The sequence below is a fragment of the Rhodopseudomonas palustris BisB18 genome, from assembly GCF_000013745.1.
In the GTDB taxonomy this organism is placed as follows: Bacteria; Pseudomonadota; Alphaproteobacteria; order Rhizobiales; family Xanthobacteraceae; genus Rhodopseudomonas_A; species Rhodopseudomonas_A palustris_F.
Genome location: NC_007925.1, coordinates 3,621,452 through 3,640,829 on the forward strand (window position 1 = coordinate 3,621,452; position 19,378 = coordinate 3,640,829).

15 protein-coding genes are annotated in these 19,378 nt (G+C 66.8%); 9 read left to right on the forward strand and 6 right to left on the reverse strand.

Going from position 1 to position 19,378, the window contains the following annotated elements:
* Nucleotides 1-38: 38 nt before the first annotated feature.
* Nucleotides 39-3,758 carry an AsmA family protein gene (locus tag RPC_RS16430; protein WP_011473705.1) on the reverse strand — a complete coding sequence of 1,240 codons (3,720 nt, stop codon included), beginning with the start codon at nucleotides 3,756-3,758 and terminating at the stop codon, nucleotides 39-41.
* A gap of 336 nt (nucleotides 3,759-4,094) precedes the next feature.
* On the opposite strand from RPC_RS16430, the gene RPC_RS16435 reads away from it, so the two are divergent.
* Nucleotides 4,095-5,135 (forward strand): IS110 family transposase, encoded by a 1,041-nt coding sequence (locus RPC_RS16435; protein ID WP_011471442.1) that lies wholly within the window; start codon nucleotides 4,095-4,097, stop codon nucleotides 5,133-5,135.
* 369 nt (nucleotides 5,136-5,504) lie between these two features.
* Here the strand turns inward: RPC_RS16435 and RPC_RS16440 are convergent, their stop codons facing one another.
* Nucleotides 5,505-6,923, reverse strand: coding sequence for an FAD-binding oxidoreductase (locus tag RPC_RS16440; RefSeq protein WP_011473706.1), 1,419 nt, complete (start codon nucleotides 6,921-6,923; stop codon nucleotides 5,505-5,507).
* A gap of 94 nt (nucleotides 6,924-7,017) precedes the next feature.
* On the opposite strand from RPC_RS16440, the gene RPC_RS16445 reads away from it, so the two are divergent.
* Nucleotides 7,018-7,548, forward strand: coding sequence for a thioesterase family protein (locus RPC_RS16445; protein ID WP_011473707.1), 531 nt, complete (start codon nucleotides 7,018-7,020; stop codon nucleotides 7,546-7,548).
* Here the strand turns inward: RPC_RS16445 and RPC_RS25570 are convergent, their stop codons facing one another.
* Nucleotides 7,549-7,722, reverse strand: coding sequence for a DUF1328 domain-containing protein (locus RPC_RS25570; RefSeq protein WP_011473708.1), 174 nt, complete (start codon nucleotides 7,720-7,722; stop codon nucleotides 7,549-7,551).
* A gap of 283 nt (nucleotides 7,723-8,005) precedes the next feature.
* Between RPC_RS25570 and RPC_RS16455 the strand changes: the two genes are divergently transcribed.
* The 3 genes from RPC_RS16455 (at nucleotide 8,006) to RPC_RS16465 (ending at nucleotide 11,369) form a co-directional block, all read left to right on the forward strand.
* The gene (locus RPC_RS16455) at nucleotides 8,006-10,606 is read left to right on the forward strand and encodes an ATP-dependent helicase (RefSeq protein WP_011473709.1); all 2,601 of its coding nucleotides are present in this window, start codon (nucleotides 8,006-8,008) and stop codon (nucleotides 10,604-10,606) included.
* Between the two features lie 152 nt (nucleotides 10,607-10,758).
* Nucleotides 10,759-11,052: a type II toxin-antitoxin system HicB family antitoxin gene (locus tag RPC_RS16460; RefSeq protein ID WP_011473710.1), complete on the forward strand. Its 294-nt coding sequence runs from the start codon at nucleotides 10,759-10,761 to the stop codon at nucleotides 11,050-11,052.
* A gap of 38 nt (nucleotides 11,053-11,090) precedes the next feature.
* Nucleotides 11,091-11,369 (forward strand): type II toxin-antitoxin system HicB family antitoxin, encoded by a 279-nt coding sequence (locus tag RPC_RS16465; protein ID WP_011473711.1) that lies wholly within the window; start codon nucleotides 11,091-11,093, stop codon nucleotides 11,367-11,369.
* A gap of 27 nt (nucleotides 11,370-11,396) precedes the next feature.
* Here the strand turns inward: RPC_RS16465 and RPC_RS25115 are convergent, their stop codons facing one another.
* Entirely contained in the window at nucleotides 11,397-11,897 is a 501-nt protein-coding gene (locus RPC_RS25115; protein ID WP_011473712.1) for a hypothetical protein, read from the reverse strand.
* Nucleotides 11,898-12,122: 225 nt separating this feature from the next.
* Here RPC_RS25115 and RPC_RS16475 point away from each other — a divergent pair, with 225 nt between their 5' ends.
* Together RPC_RS16475 and RPC_RS16480 are read left to right on the forward strand one after the other, a co-directional pair.
* The gene (locus RPC_RS16475) at nucleotides 12,123-13,043 is read left to right on the forward strand and encodes an ABC transporter ATP-binding protein (protein ID WP_011473713.1); all 921 of its coding nucleotides are present in this window, start codon (nucleotides 12,123-12,125) and stop codon (nucleotides 13,041-13,043) included.
* A 2-nt stretch (nucleotides 13,044-13,045) separates the two neighbouring features.
* Nucleotides 13,046-13,807 (forward strand): ABC transporter permease, encoded by a 762-nt coding sequence (locus RPC_RS16480; RefSeq protein ID WP_041802961.1) that lies wholly within the window; start codon nucleotides 13,046-13,048, stop codon nucleotides 13,805-13,807.
* 77 nt (nucleotides 13,808-13,884) lie between these two features.
* Here the strand turns inward: RPC_RS16480 and RPC_RS16485 are convergent, their stop codons facing one another.
* The gene (locus tag RPC_RS16485) at nucleotides 13,885-14,226 is read right to left on the reverse strand and encodes a hypothetical protein (RefSeq protein WP_011473715.1); all 342 of its coding nucleotides are present in this window, start codon (nucleotides 14,224-14,226) and stop codon (nucleotides 13,885-13,887) included.
* 248 nt (nucleotides 14,227-14,474) lie between these two features.
* Between RPC_RS16485 and RPC_RS16490 the strand changes: the two genes are divergently transcribed.
* Complete coding sequence (locus RPC_RS16490; RefSeq protein ID WP_011473716.1) at nucleotides 14,475-15,230, forward strand: L,D-transpeptidase; 756 nt, start codon at nucleotides 14,475-14,477, stop codon at nucleotides 15,228-15,230.
* 28 nt (nucleotides 15,231-15,258) lie between these two features.
* On the opposite strand, the gene RPC_RS16495 is transcribed toward RPC_RS16490, so the two are convergent.
* The gene (locus RPC_RS16495; RefSeq protein ID WP_011473717.1) at nucleotides 15,259-17,538 is read right to left on the reverse strand and encodes a spermidine synthase; all 2,280 of its coding nucleotides are present in this window, start codon (nucleotides 17,536-17,538) and stop codon (nucleotides 15,259-15,261) included.
* 195 nt (nucleotides 17,539-17,733) lie between these two features.
* On the opposite strand from RPC_RS16495, the gene RPC_RS16500 reads away from it, so the two are divergent.
* Nucleotides 17,734-19,347 (forward strand): phytoene desaturase family protein, encoded by a 1,614-nt coding sequence (locus RPC_RS16500; protein ID WP_011473718.1) that lies wholly within the window; start codon nucleotides 17,734-17,736, stop codon nucleotides 19,345-19,347.
* Nucleotides 19,348-19,378 lie beyond the last annotated feature (31 nt).

The window sequence follows — 19,378 nt, forward strand, 5'->3', positions numbered from 1 at the left end:
AGCAACATCAGCTTTCGCTGGGTCGCGCGTTGGGTCGGTCAGAACGCCGGTCGGGCCGGCAGCGCGGCCGGCGGGGTCAGTTGCAAAGGCGGGCGCAGCCTTGGTCGCCCATCGCCGGGTGCTGGCCGTACATTGATCGGCGGCGGCAGCGGCGTGGCGCGTTCGCTGTTGACTTGAGGTCCAGCGATCACCGAAGGCGTTGCCGGCCGAACCGGCGGGCGCACAGCATTTAGCTTTGGTTTCGGCGCGGCGTCGCGGGGGTCGCGTTCCGGCATCGGCACGCTGGCAACCGGAAGGTCGGTCGCCTGGCCACCCGAGGGGGAATCTCCGGGCGGAGGCGACTCCGCTGCGGGGCTCGGCGGCGCAACCGGCGGAATCGAGGCCGGGGTGGCGATCGCCGGCACCTCTTCGCGTTCGATGGCCTGCAGCCGGCGGGTTTCGGCATCGATCCGCCGTCCCGCCAACCACGACGACAGCCCGGCAACGTCAACGCTTCGGGTCAGGCCGTCGGGCGAACCGGCGGCAAAGATCAGGATTTCCGGCGGCCGCGGCTCGGCCGAGGTCGCCGTCGAGGTCAGGCTGGCGCGAAGGTCAGCCTGATCGGCGATCCCGTCATAGCCTCCCGACACCACCAACCGCACGCCGTCGCCGTCCAGCGTCGTCGGGCTGACGCGCCAGCGGCCCTCCTCGATGCTGAAAGGAATCTGCGCGCGCGCCACCGCGAGGGTGCCTCGCGCCAGCAATGGATCGACGATCTGCAGCAGCCTGTCCTCGTCGACCGCCGCGCCGGACTGGCCGGCGGCGATCACCCGTACGAACACGCCGGCATCAAGCCCGGCGATCCGCGCGGTATCGATCGTCAGCAATCCGCTGCCGGTCAAGGCTGAGGCCAGGGCCGAGCCGCTGCGGCCCTGGCTCGATAGCGTCATTTGCAGCGACGTCTTGCCGGCCGGCATCGCCAGCGCCCGATAGCGCAGCGCGGCGCCATCGACGCCGGACCATTTGAGCCGGGCATCCAGCGCGACGCCGTCCGCCGACCGCCTCACCGCGATATCGCCGACAGCGTCGCCGCCGCCGATCTTGCCGGTGAGCTTGTCGATGATCAGCGAACCGCCATCGCTGCGAAGCAATCCGCTGACCGGCCGTAGTTCGATCCCGCCCGGCACCACCCCGCGCAACGCCTCGAAGGCCAGTTGCCCGCGCCAGCCTTGCAGCGCTCCGCGGCCGAGCGGTGCGGTCTGATCCTTGCCGGCGGCGCCGAGCGCCAGCCTCAGCACCGGCGCAAGCTCCAGCGAATCCAGCCCGATCGCGCCGTCGACGCCGATCTGATCGCCCATGGTCAGCGCCAAGCGGCCGCGCAGCCGCGATCCGGCGACGGCGCCGTCGATGTCGTCGAAGCCGAGTTTCTGGCCCGCGATCACCAGCCGCGAGGTCAGGCTGGCGGATGCAGCGGCGGCATCGGCGCCGTTGCGCGCCAGCAGCGGCGCGATATTGGCGCGGCGGATGGCCAAGTCCAGGGTGGCATTCGGCTCGGCGGCCCAGGGATCGCCGGAGCCTTTCAGTTCGGCGTCGAGCTCGGCGCCTTGCAGCCTGGCGCTGACCTTGAGCGGCGCGCGCCAGCTTCCGGTTGCCGAGGCCTCAAGCCGCGCCGCGCCGGGACCCGCGGCGATCAGCCCATCCAGACCGAGCACGACCAACAGCGGCGCGCCGCGCTCCGACGATAGGTTGCTTTCGATTTTGACGTCGCTGGCCCGCAACGCCTCGACATCGCCGCTGCGGATCGCCGTCAACAGCGGGCTCGCGGTGAAGCTCGCCCGGCCCTTGAGCTGCGGGGCGTCGAGTTCGAGCGTCGCCCGTGCCGCGCCACGATCGGTCGCGGCGCCGCGCGGGTCGAGCGCTACGGCCAACGTCAAATGCGCCGGGCCGGCTTCGACACCGCTGGCGTCGAGCCGTGCGGCTGCGACCGGCGCCAGCGGCGCGATCAGTTCGGCGATCCGGCCGAGCGTGGCGGCGGTGGCGTCGACCGTGAGCTTGCCGGTGCCGGCCTGGCGGTCGAGCGCGCCGGCGCTCTCGATCAGCACGCTGTTAGCGTCGCCGATCCGCAGCCGATCGAGCGTCACGCCGTCCGGACCATAACCGAGCTGCGCCAGCAACGGCTTCAACGCTTGTCCCGCCCATGTCGCCTCGGCGACCTCCAGCTGCAGCTTGGCAGCGTCGGGCCATGCGGCCTGCGGCCCGGCGAGCGCCCGCAGCAACGCGCCGGCAGCGTCGAGATCGAGCCGCTCAGCCTTCAGCGCCGCGTCAAGACGTGATCCGCCGGCCTGTCGCGACAGCGCCAACCGCCCGGCGACGCGGCCGCCGTCGAGCTCGGCCTTGACGGCCTCGATCGCAAAGCCGCCAGCGCCGGCGCTGACCTCGCCATTGAGTCGGAACGGCTTCTGCGCGCGGCCGCCGATCTCGGCGCGGCCGGTCAGCCACGCCGCCAACAGATCAGGATCGGCGGAGTCGACGGCCAGGCTGGCCCGCAGGCTATCCGTCGCGCCCGGCTGGATCAGACCGTTGCTGATCATCGTTTGGGTCCCGCCCGGCGCGCGGAATCCGAGCCGATCGACAATCCAGTTCTGCGCGTCGCTGTGCAGATCCGCGGCGAGATTCTGCACCGCGCGCCCGCCGAACATGGCCTGCTCGACGCCGATCTCGAGCCGCGTGGCAATCCCCGCCTTGGGCATTGCCGCCAACCGATCCGGCAAACCCTGCAGCCAGCGCGCCGGCGTCGCGGCGTCGCTTGGCTGTCCGAGCAGGCGGTCGGCATCGAGCTGCCGCGCCGACAGCGCGACATGCAGCTGCGGCGAGGCGCCAAGCCGCAGCTCGGCCGATCCGGCCAGCCGCAGCGCCGCAGCCTCGGCACCATACGATGCCTCGAGCTGATCGAACCGCGCGGCGGCGGGATCCGCCTTCAGCTTTGCGGCGAGCCGCCACGGCATCGGCGCCGCGGCGTCGGCATTTGCCGCGGCCATCGCTGCGGCGGAGGCGAGCGTCACCACGCCGTCGAATTGCGGGACGCGGGCCTCGACGTTGAGCAAACCCTCGAGATCCAACGACGCCGCGCGCGCGCTCGACTCCAGCGTCAGATGCAGCCGCGTGCCGCTGCCCTGCACCGGCCGCCCCGCCGACAACCGGAACGGCATACGCTCGCCGGCCAGCATGAAATTGCCGTCGCCGCGCAGCGATCCGGCGGCGCCGCGGACCTCGCCGCTGAAGGCGATGTCGTTCAGTTCGAGCGTCCGATGGCTCGCGGCATCATGCAGCACGATCCGGCCGGTGAGATTCAGCCGGTCGATCGACAGCGCGCCGAGACTGGCAAAGGCGGAGGCTGCCGGCCAGTCCAGCCGGCCCTGCGGATCGAGGGCGAGATCGAGCGCCAGGCCGCCGACGGTGAGTTCGGTGGCGCGGACTTCGCCGCGCATCAGCGCGCCGAGGCTGAACTCGACGTCGAGCTTGTCGGCCCGCACCAGACCTTTCTCCTGGCCCAGCGCGCCGGCCTTGCCGACCACCACCGAGCGCAGCCGCAGCGTCGGCGTCGGCAACAGCCGCGCGTCGAGCGCGCCGGCGACCCGCACCGGCGCGCCGACGACGCGCGCTGCCTCGGCCTCGAACCGCGGGCGGAACTGGTTCCAATCGATGAACAACGGCCCGACCAGTGCGGCGATCAGCGCAATGATCAGAGCCATTGCCAAGCCGAGTAGCGTCGTCTGCACGCGGTCTCCTTCTGTGGGTCGACCGGCGACGCCTGCGCAAGCGGAGCCCGCGCGGGACTCAAAACGCCGGTGCAGCACCTTGGCCGCAGACTATGGCAAGTTCACAGCCTTTAGCCAGAGATGGATCAGCAAACTGCTTGATCGGCGCTGGAGCATTTTCAGATGTGGTTGAAGCATCCGATCCAAAGGCAGTCGTCATTCCGGATTGCGAGTTCGAAGAACGAGCAAGTCCGGAATCCATAATCCCTGCAGGGGTTATGATGGTGTGGACGGCCCCCTACGGCATCGCTTTGTGCCAGAATGAGGTTGTCGCAAACTCAAACATGGGAGCCGTCCATGGAGCAGATTATCCGCATTGGGATGGATACGTCGAAGCATTTTTTCCAGCTGCACGGGGTCGATGCCGCCGAGAAGCCGGTGCTGCGCAAGAAGCTGCGGCGCAAGGAGATGCTGGCGTTCTTCGCCAAGCTGCCGCCGACGCCGATCGGGATCGAGGCCTGCGGTGCGGCGCACTACCTGGCGCGGGAGCTGGGCAAACTCGGCCACGTGGTGAAGCTGTTGGCGCCGCAGCACGTCAAGCCTTACGTCAAGCGCAACAAGAACGACGGGCGCGACGCCGAGGCGTTGTGCGAGGCGATGAGCCGGCCGACGATGGAGTTCGTGCCGGTGAAGACCGCGGAGCAGCAGGCGGCGCTGATGCTGATGGGACTGCGGCAGCAGCTGATCGCAAGGCGTACCCAGCTGAGCAATGCGATTCGCGGTTATGCCGCGGAATTCGGCCTGATCTCGCCGAGAGGTCTCGACAAGATCGAGCCGCTGCTGTTGCGGATCGCGCAGGACGACACCGTGCCGACGCTGGCGCGCGAGCTGTTCGCGCTGCAGGGCCAGGACTACGCGCGACTGCAGAATGAGCTGAAGGTGATCGACGCCAAGCTGTTGGCCTGGCATCGCGCCGACGCCTGCAGCCGGCGGCTGGCGCAGATTCCCGGAGTAGGACCGATCGGCGCCAGTGCGCTGGTGATGAAAACGCCGGTGCCGCAGACCTTCGCCTCGGCCAGGGCCTTTGCGGCCTGGCTCGGCTTGACGCCGAAGGATCATTCCACCGCCGGCAAGCTTCGGCTCGGCACCATCACCCGCGCCGGCGATGAACTGCTACGCAGCCTGTTGGTGGCGGGAGCGACCGCGGTGATCCAGCAGGTGCGCCGTGGCCGCGGCCGGGCGTCGCCGTGGTTGCTGGCGCTGCTGGCGCGCAAGCCGCCCAAGCTCGCGGCGGTAGCGCTCGCCAACAAGATCGCCCGGATCGCCTGGAAGCTGATGCTGACCGGAGAAAATTACGACGGCGCGCGGATGCTGAACGCATCGCCGCACGCCGCCTGAGAGATCGGCCGGCAGGCATTCGCCCGCCGGCCGGGCCGGAGCTGCAAGAGGAGACAGATGGCGCGATCGATCGATCCGAGAGGCGAGACAGTCCGTGGAATCCATTGGCACGTAAAGGTCGTGACTATGTGTGGAGCTCGCGTCGCGGAAACCATCTTGGCCAGCGGTCCAAAGCGACCGCATCAACAGGCCGGACATATGGATGCAAGCGATCCGATCCGACATCAAAAACTCTTGTGGCTCGGGGGCCGTCCACATATGGATTCCGGGCTCGCTCGCAGCTTGCGCTGCTCGCGCCCCGGAATGACGGCCTGGGAATCTTGAAGCGCATCGATCCAACTCTCGCCAGGATCCGCTATTTCGATCGCGCTAAGGTTGCGGCAAAATCTTCCCGGGATTGAAGATGCTCTGCGGATCGAGCGCGCGCTTCACCGCCCGCATCGCGTCCAGCGCCTCGCTGCCGAGTTCCGCCTTGAGATACTTCTGCTTGCCCTGCCCGATGCCGTGTTCGCCGGTGCAGGTGCCGTCCATCGCCTGCGCCCGCTCGACCAGCCGGTGCATGAACTCGTCGCCGCGCGCCATCTCCTCGGGGTCGTCGACGTTGCAGAGCAGCGAGCAATGGAAATTGCCGTCGCCGACGTGGCCGACGATCGGCGCCACCAGACCGAGCCGCTTCAAGTCTTCCTCGGTCTCCACCACGCAATCCGCCAGCCGCGAGATCGGCACGCAGACGTCGGTGGCGACCACGCCGGCGCCGGGCCGCAGCGCCCGCACCGACCAATAGGCGTCGTGCCGCGCCTGCCAAAGTTTGCTGCGATCCTCCGGCCGCGTCGTCCAGGTGAAATCGCCGCCGCCGCACTCGGCGGCGAGTTCGCGGAAATTCTTCGACTGCTCGGCGACCTCGGCCTCGCTGCCGTGGAATTCCAGCAGCAATAGCGGCGTCTCCGGCAGCGTCAGTTTCGAATAGGCGTTGCAGCAGCGCACCTGCGCGACGTTCAGGAGTTCGATCCGCGCCACCGGGATCGCGGTCTGGATCGCCAGGATCACCGCCTGGCAGGCGCCCTCCACGGTCTCGAACGAACACGCCGCCGCCGCAATGGTGTCCGGAATGCCGCGCAGCTTGATGGTCAGTTCGGAGATGATGCCGAGCGTGCCTTCGGCGCCGATAAACAGATGCGTGAGGTCGTAGCCGGCGGCGGATTTCTTCGCCCGGGTGCCGGTGGTGATGATCTCGCCGTCGCCGCGCACCACTTTCAGCGCCAGCACGTTGTCGCGCATGGTGCCGTAGCGCACCGCATTGGTGCCCGAGGCGCGGGTCGAGGCCATGCCGCCGATCGAGGCGTCGGCGCCGGGATCGATCGGGAAGAACACACCCTGGTCGCGCAGATGCTCATTCAACGCCTTGCGGGTGACGCCGGGCTGGATCACGCAGTCGAGGTCCTCGGCGTGCACCGCCAAAATCTTGTTCATGTCGCGCAGGTCGATGCAGACCCCGCCCGCCGGGGCGTTGATCTGGCCCTCCAGCGAGGTGCCGGTGCCGAACGCGATAACCGGCACGCTGTGCTTGGCGCAGATCCGCACCACGTCCTGGATATCGGCGGTGTCCTGCGCCATCACCACGGCGTCGGGCGGCTGCGTCGGCAACCAGGTGGTGGTGTGGCCGTGCTGCTCACGGACCGCCAGCGAAGTGATCAGGCGGTTGCCGAACCGTGCGGCGAGCGCTTCAATGGCGGCGGCCACCGCCGCAGGCTCCGCTCGCTTCGGTTGATTGGTGATGGTCAGGCCCACGTCACGACTCCTCCAGGCAGGGCCGCGAAAGTGTCAAAAGCCGCCGGAGGGGTCAATGGGAAGAATCGGCGAAACCGCCGCACAAGGAGAGCCAATGACGCTGGATGCCGCCAACGATCTCAACGCCGACGATCTCGGCCTGCTGCCGGTTCCGTTCGTGGCCTCGGTGATGCCGATCGAGCCGGAATGGATCGACTACAACGGCCATCTCAACATGGCTTATTATAACGTGCTGTTCGACCGCGCGATCGACGAGCTGTGGCTGCATCTCGGGATCGGCGCGGACTACCTGACGACGCGCGGCGGCTCGACCTTCACCGCGGAATGCCACGTGCGCTACCTGCGCGAACTGCATCTCGGCGATCCGGCGCAGGTTTCGATTCTGCTGATCGAGGCCGACGACAAGCGGCTGCATACCTTCGAGGAGTTGCGCCACGCCACCGAAGGCTGGCTCTCCGCCACCTCGGAGAACATGACGCTTCACGTCGACATGACCTCCCGCAAGACCGCGCCGTTCCCGCCCGATATCCGCGCCCGGATTCAGGCGGTGGCCGAGGCCCATCACGGCGTGACACGGCCCGAAGGCATCGGCCGCAGCGTGGCGATGCCTGCGAAGCGCGCCTAACTAGACCCGGTTGCGCCCCCGCGCCAGCCCGACCACGGCGGACACCAGGAACAGCACCACGGCGATGAAGAAAATGATCTTGGCGATTTCGATCGAGGCGCCGGCGATGCCGCCGAAGCCGAGAATGCCGGCGATCAACGCGACGACGAGAAACGTAATAACCCAACCCAGCATGACACCAACTCCGTTTTCACATCCGGTTTCGACTTGAGCGCGAGGGGCCGCCGCGCTGCCTGGCGAAACAATCCATCTTAGGAACGAAAGTTCCGATGCGAATCGGAGCCGCAAAGTCACGGAAAAGCGAGGGTTTTCCGGGTCTCGCGGCAATCGCCCGTCGTCGCCAAGGCAAGACAACTCTGTCAAGCCGCGGCCTCAGGGCCTATATGGCGGATAACCCCGCTATGGAGGCTTCCTCCGCACCGGCCCGCGGTGCCATCGTGGGCGGAAGACGATTCGCATGACCGACCCGACCAATAAACGCCTCGCCAACGACCTGCCCGGCTACCAGCCCGCCGCGGGCGGCATCGCCGCGCGGGCTCGCGCCCAGGCGATGCCGGCCTATCTCGCCGGCCTCAATCCCGAGCAGAGCGACGCGGTGCAGACGCTGGACGGCCCGGTGCTGGTGCTGGCCGGCGCCGGCACCGGCAAGACCCGGGTGCTGACCTCGCGGATCGCCCATATCCTGTCCTCGGGCCGCGCCCGCCCCGGCGAAATCCTCTCGGTGACCTTCACCAACAAGGCCGCGCGCGAGATGAAGCTACGGCTGGGGCAAATGCTCGGCCAAGCCGTCGAGGGCATGCCGTGGCTCGGCACCTTCCATTCGATCGGCGGCCGCATCCTGCGCTATCACGCCGAGCTGGTGCAGCTGACCTCCAACTTCACCGTGCTCGACACCGACGACCAGATCCGGCTGTTGAAGCAATTGCTCGCCGCCGACAATATCGACGACAAGCGCTGGCCGGCGCGGATGCTGGCCGGCTTGATCGACGGCTGGAAAAATCGCGGGCTGACGCCGTCGCAGGTGCCGGCCGGCGAAGCCGCGGTGTTCGGCAACGGCCGCGGCGGCAAGCTCTACGCCGCCTATCAGGAGCGGCTGAAGGTGCTGAACGCGGCGGATTTCGGCGATCTGTTGCTGGAGGACATCCGGCTGTTCCGCGAACATCCCGACGTGCTGCGGCAGTATCAGCAACGCTTCAAGTACATCCTGGTCGACGAATATCAGGACACCAACGTCGCGCAATATCTCTGGCTGCGGCTGCTGGCGCAGGCGCCGTCGTCGCCAAAGAATTCCTCCATCCTTCGAGACGCCGCGCTGCGCGCGGCTCCTCAGCATGACGGTGCAGAGACTATCGCCAGCGCAGGCACTGACTTAGTCCCTCACCCTGAGGAGCGCGGGCAAGGCCCGCGCGTCTCGAAGGGCGAGGCCGAGCCGCCCGCCGCATCCTCGCCGCCGAAAAACATCTGCTGCGTCGGCGACGACGATCAGTCGATCTACGGCTGGCGCGGCGCCGAGGTCGACAACATCCTGCGCTTCGACCACGACTTCCCCGGCGCGAAAATCATCCGGCTGGAGCGCAATTATCGCTCCACCGGCCACATCCTCGCCGCCGCCTCGCATCTGATCGCGCACAATGAAGGCCGGCTCGGCAAGACGCTGCGCACCGAGGACGTCGACGGCGAGAAGGTCACCGTCACCGGCTCGTGGGATTCCGAAGAGGAAGCCCGCGCGATCGGCGAAGAGATCGAGCAGCTGCAGCGCGACGGCCACAAGCTCAACGACATTGCGATCTTGGTGCGCGCCTCGTTCCAGATGCGCGAATTCGAAGATCGTTTCGTCACGCTCGGCCTGCCCTACCGGGTGATCGGCGGCCCGCGGTTCTACGAGCGCGCCGAAATCCGCGACGCACTGGCTTACTTGCGGGTGATCAATTCGCCGGCCGACGACCTCGCCTTCGAGCGCATCGTCAACGTGCCGAAGCGCGGGCTCGGCGACGCCACCGTGCAGCTGCTGCACGACCATGCCAGGAAGCGCAAGATCCCGTTGACCGAAGCCGCGCGCGCGATCGTCGACAGCGACGAATTGAAACCGAAGGCCCGCGGCAGCCTGCGCGAGCTGATGACCTCGTTCGAGCGCTGGCGGATGCAGCGCGAGGTGAAGACGCATACCGAACTCGCCGAGATCGTGCTCGACGAGAGCGGCTACACCGAGATGTGGCAGAAGGACCGCTCCGCCGACGCCGCCGGCCGGCTGGAGAACTTGAAGGAATTGGTCCGCTCGATGGAAGAGTTCGAGAACCTGCAGGGCTTTCTCGAACATATCTCGCTGGTGATGGACCGCGAGGGCGGCGCCGACGACGACGCGGTGAGCGTGATGACGTTGCATTCCGCCAAGGGCTTGGAATTCGACAGCGTGTTTCTGCCGGGCTGGGAAGAAGGGCTGTTTCCGCATCAGCGCGCGCTCGACGAACAGGGCCGCGCCGGGCTCGAGGAAGAGCGCCGCCTCGCCCATGTCGGCATCACCCGCGCCCGCAAGCGGGCCAAGTTGTACTTCGCCTCCAACCGGCGGATTCACGGCACCTGGAACACGACGCTGCCGTCGCGCTTTCTCGACGAACTGCCGGCCGATCATGTCGAGATCACCGAATCCAAGGGCGGCTCCGGCTGGGGCGGCGCCGGCGGCTACGGCTCGTCGCGGTTCGACAATATGGAATCCTTCGGCTCGAGCTACACCACGCCGGGCTGGCAGCGCGCCCAGGCCAACCGTGCCAAGAACAGCCGCGGCGGCGGAAGTAACGGCTTCAGCGAAGAGCAGTCGCCGTTCTCGTCGTCACGCGGCGAGTCGGATCATTTCGCCAAGAAGCGCGCGCCGCTGACCATCGAGGGCGAGTTGGTGGCGAAATCCACTGGTGCGGCGTCGGACTATGCGCTGAAGGACCGGGTGTTTCACCAGAAGTTCGGCTACGGCCAGGTGGTGCGGGTCGACGGCAACAAACTCACCATCGCCTTCGACAAGGCCGGCGAAAAGAAGGTGGTCGATAGTTTCGTGGAGCGGGTGTAGTATCTTTGCTAGCAGATCGTCTCAGCGCCAGCATAAAATGCCGGCGCTGAGGGGCTCGCTATGTTGAAGGATAGCCGCGCCCACCCGAGACGGGACATTGCGCTTGGGACAGTCGTTAGTATTTATCGGCAGGCAGGTTGGAGCAAAGATTGATGCCCCACTATATTGCATTGATCCATAAGGATCCCGACAGCTGCTACGGCGTGTCTTTCCCGGACATCGCAGGCGTTATCACGGCGGGGGATACGCTCGACGAAGCCATGCAGCAGGCCACAGAGGTGCTGAGTTTTGCTGCGGAGGACTGGGTCAATGCCGATGGCTCGCCCGGCTTTCGCCCACCTCGAACCATCGATCAGTTGCGGCAGGACCACGAATTTGCTGAGGATGCGAAGGACGCGATGATCGCGGTCATCGAATTTCCAGCGCAAGCGCATGCCGCGGAATAGCGCCATCCTTCAACCGATACTCGCAGGCTGACTTCACCATGCCACTCTACATCGCCGTGATCCGCGACCGCGCCGGCCATTTCACCGTGTCGTTTCCCGACATACCGGGCCTGATCACCGCCGGCGACGACTATGACGAAGCGCTCGAGGAAGCCATCGAGGCGCTGGAAGCCGCCGGCGAGGACTGGACCAACCCGGATGGCTCGACCGGGCTGAAAGCACCGCGGCCTTTCGAAGAGCTGCAGCGCGATCCGGCGTTCGTGGCGCTGGCCGACGGGGCGACGCTGGTCGAGATCGAGTGGCCGGTGGCGGACTGAGCGGTCCCGGGCGACCTCAAACATCGATCAACGCCGCTGTGCGGTGCCGTGTCGCTTGGCGCGCGAACGTGAACTGGCCTTGCCCCGCGACGTTGCAGCGCGGCTGCGCGCCTCCGGCTCCGCCTTGTCCGGCACGGCCTCCTCGGTGACCGGCGGGGCGATGCTGGCGAACGACTGCTGCAGCGTATCGAGCCTGGCGTTCAGCGCAGCGACGCGGTCCGAGGCCTTCTTGGATTCGGCCTGTTGCTCCCGCAGCAGATCCTGCACCACCTGCAACTGATCGATCGCCTGTTCCTGCGAAATCTGCAGCGCCTTGGTGGTCTCGAGCAATTCTTCGAGCTGCGGATTTTTCGGCGGCGGCGCCAGTTTGGCGAGCGTCGGGGCGACCGGATCGGCGGTGATCCGCCACGCCACCGCGCCGCCGACGATCAACAGCGCCGCCATCGCCGCAACCAGCAGCCGCTTCGTCGGATCGCCGGCGCCGCGACTCGTACGCTCGACCGGCTCGGACGGCAGGGATTCAACCATGCGTGGTAACGTCGTCGCGGCGTCCAGGTTCCACCGCGCTGCCGCGTCGCGGCTCAACCGGGCCGGCTAAGTCATTGCAAACACGAGGCCGGGCGACGATTGCCCGGGCCGGATTGCAAACCGCTGGCGCAGTTCCTATTTGAGCCGTCCCCCGCGCCCTCCTGCGCCGCGCCGCCTCGGCCTACGCTTTCGCCGATCATCGCCCTGTCAGACCCGAAGAGCTTGATGCCCCCGATCATCTCCATTTCCCACCTGTCGAAGACCTATGGCTCCGGCCTGAAGGCGCTCAACGACGTTTCGCTGGATATCGACCGCGGCGAAATCTTCGCCCTGCTGGGGCCGAACGGCGCCGGCAAGACCACCCTGATCAGCATCATCTGCGGCATCGCCAATCCGAGCGCCGGCCAGGTGCTGGTCGACGGTCACGACAACGTCGCCGCCTACCGCGCAGCCCGGTCGATGATCGGCCTGGTGCCGCAGGAATTGCACACCGACGCCTTCGAGACGGTGTGGGCGACGGTGAGCTACAGCCGCGGGCTGTTCGGCAAGAAGGCCAACCCGGCCTATATCGAAAAGGTGCTGCGCGACCTGTCGCTGTGGGACCGCAAAGATTCCCGGATCATCACGCTGTCCGGCGGCATGAAGCGCCGGGTGATGATTGCCAAAGCGCTGTCGCACGAGCCGCAGATCCTGTTCCTCGACGAGCCGACCGCGGGCGTCGACGTCGAGCTGCGCAAGGGGATGTGGGAAGTGGTGCGGGCGCTGCGCGCCACCGGCGTCACCATCATCCTCACCACGCATTACATCGAAGAAGCCGAGGAGATGGCCGACCGCATCGGCGTCATCAATAAGGGCGAGATCATTTTGGTCGAACAGAAGGCGGCGCTGATGCAGAAGCTCGGCAAGAAACGGCTGAAGCTGCATCTGATCGGCAAGGTCGAGGCGGTCCCGCCGCAGCTTGCGGAATACAATCTGGCGCTGGCCGAAAACGGCAGCGAATTGATCTACACCTATGACAGCAAGTCGGAGCGCACCGGCATCACCGGCCTGCTCGCGGCGTTGCGCGAGGCCGGCATCCGCTTCCACGATCTCGACACCACGCAGAGCTCGCTGGAAGATATTTTCGTCAGCCTGGTGAGGGCATGATCATGAACCACCGGGCAGTACGTGCAATCTACCTGTTCGAAATGGCGCGGACCTGGCGCACGCTGTTGCAAAGCGTGGTGTCGCCGGTGCTGTCGACCTCGCTGTATTTCGTGGTGTTCGGCGCCGCGATCGGCTCGCGCATCACCCAGATCGAGGGCGTCAGCTACGGCACCTTCATCGTGCCCGGGCTGATCATGCTGTCGATCCTGACCCAGAGCGTATCCAACGCCTCGTTCGGGATCTACTTTCCGAAGTTCTCCGGCACCATCTACGAATTATTGTCGGCGCCGGTGTCGTTCTTCGAAGCCGTGCTGGGTTACGTCGGCGCCGCCGCCAGCAAATCCATCATCCTCGGGCTGATCATCCTCGCCACCGCCTGGCTGTTCGTGCCGCTGCACGTCATGCATCCGTTCTGGATGCTCACCTTCCTGGTGCTGACCGCGGTGACCTTCAGCCTGTTCGGCTTCATCATCGGGGTATGGGCCGGCAATTTCGAGCAGCTGCAGGTGATTCCGCTGTTGGTGATCGCGCCTTTGACCTTTCTCGGCGGCAGCTTCTACTCGATCAACATGCTGCCGGAAGCCTGGCAGACCGTCGCGCTGTTCAATCCGGTGGTGTATCTGATCAGCGGCTTCCGCTGGAGCTTCTATGAAATCTCCGACGTCAGCTTGGGCGCCAGCCTCGGCATTACGCTGGGCTTCCTGGCGATCTGCATGGCCACGGTGTGGTGGATCTTCAAGACCGGCTATCGGCTGAAGAACTGACGAGCGGCAAACCAGCCGCACAAACACAAAAAAGCGCGGCCCGATCGGACCGCGCTTTGCTGTTTCAGCGAGGACTGTTAGCGATAGCAGCGATAATGGCCGCTACGGGTGTAGTAACCGCGGCAACGCGGGCCGCGATGGCCGCGACGGTAGCCGCGATCCGGCACGCCGAGCACGCCGTTGACGCCACCGACCACGCCGCCGACACCGGCACCGATGGCGCCGCCGACCACGCCGCCGACCGGACCGGCCGCCCGATTGCCTTCGCGGGAGCCGCGCTCGGCGCCGCCGATGATGCCCTGGGCGTTACCGGTGTGAGGAATCGCCAGCAACGCCAGCGCAAGCGCGGCGGTCGCCAGCAACAGCTTCGCGGGTGAGCGGTCCGAACGAAGCGCGAGCGTCGAAATCGTGGTCTTCATGATTGGAATCCTCCGGTGGCCGTCCCCTGTCCCGTTCGGGACGCGCCATTGTAACCCGGTGGCGGAACGAAAGTTCCATCATCGAGCGCCCTCCCGACGACTTGCGACCGATTTTTGCCGCGCCATGCTGCCGCCATCACGGCCGCTTAACGATGCAATGAGCCGCCCCTGGAAACTTTTGCGACCGATGTGCATATAGCTGGGACGGAGTGTGCACTTCGGATCAGGGCCAGGAGGCCAGACTTCACATGCGTTGGTATCTCGTTGCGTTATCCGCCCTGATGATTCTGCTCGGCGGCAGCAGCCTCGTGCAGGCCAAAGTCGCGATCGCCGTCGACAAGGACGCGCAGCAAATGACCGTCGCGGTCGACGGCGTCGAACGCTATCGCTGGCCGGTGTCGACCGGCAATCCGTCGCACGAAACCCCGAACGGCAGTTTCCGCGCCTTCCGCATGGAGGAAGACCACTACTCCAAGGAATTCGACGACGCGCCGATGCCGCACTCGATCTTCTTCACCAAGGTCGGCCACGCCATTCACGGCACCGATTCGGTCGGCCGGCTCGGCACCCCGGCCTCGCATGGCTGCGTCCGGCTGTCCCGCGCCAATGCCTCGACGCTCTACGCGCTGGTGCAGAGCGAAGGCGTGCTCAACACCACCGTCAGCCTGACCGGCTCGGCGCAGGTCGCGCTGGCGCGCAATCCGAAGCCGAAAGCCAACACCGCGGTGGCCCGTCGCGCCCCGGATTACGACGGCGTCGGCGCGCCGGTCGAACTCGCGCCGCAGCCGGCACCGCGCCGGATCGTGCCTCAGGTCGCCGATGACGGCTACATCACTCCGGCCGACGGCAGCTCCGATCAGGCGCGCTATCCGGCCCCGCGCGGCTATCGCCGCTACGACGACGCGCAAGCCGCGCCGCAGCCGCAAACCCAGTATTACGGCGCGCGGGTCTATGCGCCGCGGCAATATTATCAGCCGCGCGGCTATTACGGCTACTACGACTAAGCCGGCCGGTCGGCGGGGCGCGGCGGCGTCACTGCTCGCCGTCGCGTAACCGCCGCCACACCGCGCCGAGCACGTTGGAATAGTCGTCGGTCCACACCCGCTGGGTTTTGTCGGCCGGGGTCGCCGCCCATTTGTCCGACGAGGCGACCGCACCGACATCGGCGGCGGCCGCCGCCGACAGCACCACCGAGGTCGAGAAGATGTACTCGGCGTCGCGGCCGGAATCCTCCGAATAGACCCAGCTCTTCAGCGCGTTGGCGTCGGCGATCCCGACCACCACGCTGGCCAGTTCGAGATGCCGGTTGGAGACGTGCATCAGCACCGCGCCCTGCGGCGCCAGCTTGGCCTTGTAGATCGCCATCGCCTCTTGGGTGGCCAGATGGATCGGAATCGCATCCGACGAATAGGCGTCGACGATGATCAGGTCGTAGACCCCGTCCGGCTGCTGCGCGAAGGTCAGCCTGGCGTCGCCCATCACCGGCGCAAGATCCGGCGCGCAATTTTTCACGAAGCTGAAGTATTTCGGATCGCGCGCGGTGTCGACCATCGACGGGTCGATCTCGAAGAACTTCCAGGCCTCGCCGGGCGCGGCGGCGCAGGTCAACGAGCCTGAGCCCAGCCCGATCACCGCGACGCGCAGCGGGGCGCCTTTGCGGGCGCGGATCGCGCTGATGCCCTGCCCGATGCCGCCGTCCTTGTAGTAATAGGAAATCGGCTCGGGCCGTCCGGTGACCGGCGAGCCGTCGTCGTTCAGCACTTTCTGCGCGCCGTGGATCGTGGTGCCGTGCATCAGCACGTGATACTGGCCGTTCGCCGTCACCATGATCTTGTGGACGCCGAAGAAGCTGCGCACCGTGTCGACCCGGCCGTCCTCGTGCGGATAGGCGCGCAGCAGCACCAGCCCCAGCGCCACCGTGGCGAAGATCTTCCAACGGTTGGCGCGCAGCACCAGCGCGGCGATTACCGCCAGCATGGCGACGTCGCCGATCACCACCACCCGGTTGGTCTCGATCCATTCGAACAGCTTGCCGCCGGCGAACGCGGGCGCCAGCAGCGCCACCGCGACCGCGGCGAGCGCCAGCCAATACCAACGGGTCCAGCGCGGCGACGGCGCGACGCGGGCCGGCCGGCACAGCGCCGCCAGTGCCAACAGGATCGGATATTCGGCGATCCAGGAGAATGTGTAAGGCGCCAGCAGCCCGGCGAACAAGCCGCCGACCATGCCGCCGAACGACAGCGCCACATAGAACCCGGTGAGATGGCGCGCCGCCGGACGGGTGCGCGCCAGCTCGCCGTGACAGGCCATCGCGATGATGAAGAAGCAGAGTTGATGGCCGCCGAGCGTCAGCAGCAGGTTCTGCTCGCCGCCATAGGCCAGCAGCACCAGCACCACCGCGATCGCGACCGGCTGCAGCGCCAGCATCCATTTGTGCGGCAACAACGGCCGCGACTGGAACACCAGCACCCAGGTCAACAGATACAGCGACAGCGGCAGCACCCATAACAGCGGCGCCGCGGCGACGTCGGTGGAGATATGCGCGGTCACGGCGATCAGCAGCCCGGAGGGCACCGCGGCGAGAAAGATCCAGCGCGCCCGCAGCGCCCAGGAGGGCGCCGGTGCGGCGACATCCTCGGCCTCGTCGCGCAGCGCCACCGCGGGCGACTGCAACAGCAGCCAGCCGCAGCCCAGGATCAACATGATCAGCACCGCGTAGCCGCCGGTCCAAACCAGATTCTGCACGTGCAGCGACAGCATCGGCTCCAGCAGCAGCGGATAGCACAATAGCGCCAGGAAGCTGCCGATGTTCGACGAGGCATAAAGGAAATACGGATCGTGGCCGGCGGGATGGCCGGTGCGCACGAACCAGGCCTGCAGCAGCGGATTGTTGGCGGCGAGCGCGAAGAACGGCAGCCCGATCGACACCGCGAACAAGGCGAGCAGCCAGAACGCGTAGCCGCTGGACGGCGGCGTGCCCCAACCGCCCGCGATCGACAGCGGCAGACCGAGAAACGCCACCAGCAGCAACAACAGATGCACCACCACCGGAATGGTGCGGCTCCGCAGCCGCATCAGGTAGTGCGCATAGGCGTAGCCGCCGAGCAGCAGCGATTGGAAGAACACCATCGCCACCGACCACACCGCCGGCGAACCGCCGAGCCGCGGCAACACCATTTTGGTGAACAACGGCTGCACCGAAAAAAGCAACAGCGCGCTGGTGAAGATCGCCGCGGTATAGACCACCAGAATCAAGCCGTTGCGGGATTGGACGAGCGGTTCCGAGGCGGCGGCGGGCGTCGACGACGTCATGAGAACTCCAACATGATCCGGCGGGCGCCGGGCGGTCGGCGGGCATCGCGCGAGCGATGAGCGAGACAGATGGACGAAGGTGTGCTGAGATCTAACATGCCCTGCTTGTGCCAGTCATCCAACTCTTCGATAAAGGCCCGCGCGTGGCGTGGCCGCCCGGGCCTTTGAATTTCACCGAACCGTCGTGAAGGCCAGATGCCGGATTTTGACGTACTGATCATCGGGGCCGGCCATAACGGCCTGACCTGCGCGGCTTACCTCGCGATGAGCGGGTTGCGCGTGAAGGTGGTCGAGCGCCGCGCCGTGGTCGGCGGTGCGGCGGTAACGCAGGAGTTTCACCCCGGCTTCCGCAATTCGGTGGCCGCCTATACCGTCAGCCTGCTCAACCCGAAGATCATCGCCGATCTGAAGCTGCACGATCACGGGCTGCGCATCGTCGAGCGCCGGGCGCAGAACTTTTTGCCCGGACCGCACGGCCGCTACCTGCTCACCGGCGAAGGCCGCACCCAGCGGTCGGTCAAGAAGCTCAGCAAGGCCGACGCCGGCACGATCGACCGCTTCATGGCCGAGCTGGAAGCCGTCGCCGACGTGCTGCGGCGTTTCGTGCTGCGGGCGCCGCCTAATTTGGTCGAGGGATTCGGCGTCGGTGCGATCCGCGAGGCGATCAACGCGCTCGGCACCGCCAACATTTTGCGCGGCCTGTCGCTGGCGCAGCAGCGCACATTGCTCGATTTATTCACCGGCTCGGCCGGCGACATGCTGGACGGCTGGTTCGAGAGCGATCTGGTCAAGGCGCTGTTCGGCTTCGACGCCATCGTCGGCAATTACGCCAGCCCCTACGCTGCCGGTTCAGCTTACGTGATGCTGCATCACGCCTTCGGCGAGGTGAACGGCAAGAAGGGCATCTGGGGCCACGCGATCGGCGGCATGGGCGCGATCTCGGAAGCGATGGCGGCCTCCGCCCGCAGCGCCGGGGCCGAAATCGAAACCTCGGCCGGGGTCCGCGAGGTTTTGGTGGAGCGCGACCGCGTGGTCGGGGTGACGCTCGACGACGGCCGCACCATCCGGGCGAAATATGTCGCCAGCAACGTCAACCCGAAGCTGCTCTATACCAAGCTGCTGCCGGCCAACGCGCAGCCCGAGGGATTCCGCGAGCGCATGACGCATTGGCGCAACGGCTCCGGCACCTTCCGGATCAACGTCGCGCTGAGCGAGCTGCCCTCGTTCAGCGTGCTGCCCGGCGAAGGCGACCACCTCAGCGCCGGCATCATCATCGGCCCCAGCTTGGGCTATATGGACCGCGCTTGGCATGACGCCCGCGAACACGGCTGGAGCCGCGAGCCGGTGGTGGAGATGCTGATCCCCTCGACGCTGGACGATTCGCTGGCGCCGCCCGGCCAGCACGTCGCCAGCCTGTTCTGCCAGCACGTCGCCCCGACGCTGCCCGACGGCGCGTCCTGGGACCAGCACCGCGACACCGTCGCCGACCTGATGATCGCCACCGTCGACCGCCACGCCCCGGGATTCGCGGCGAGCGTGATCGGCCGAAAGGCGCTGTCGCCGCTCGATCTGGAGCGCGACTTCGGCCTGCTCGGCGGCGACATCTTCCATGGCGCGCTGTCGCTGAACCAGCTGTTCTCGGCGCGGCCGATGCTCGGCTACGCCAACTATCGCGGCGCGGTGAAGGGACTCTATCACTGCGGCTCAGGCGCCCACCCCGGCGGCGGCGTCACCGGCGCGCCGGGCCACAACGCAGCAAGGGCGATTTTGGCCGACCACCGCGCGCTGTTCATGACAAACCGGTTCTGATGTTCGTCGCAAGCAACTGATAAAGAAGCAA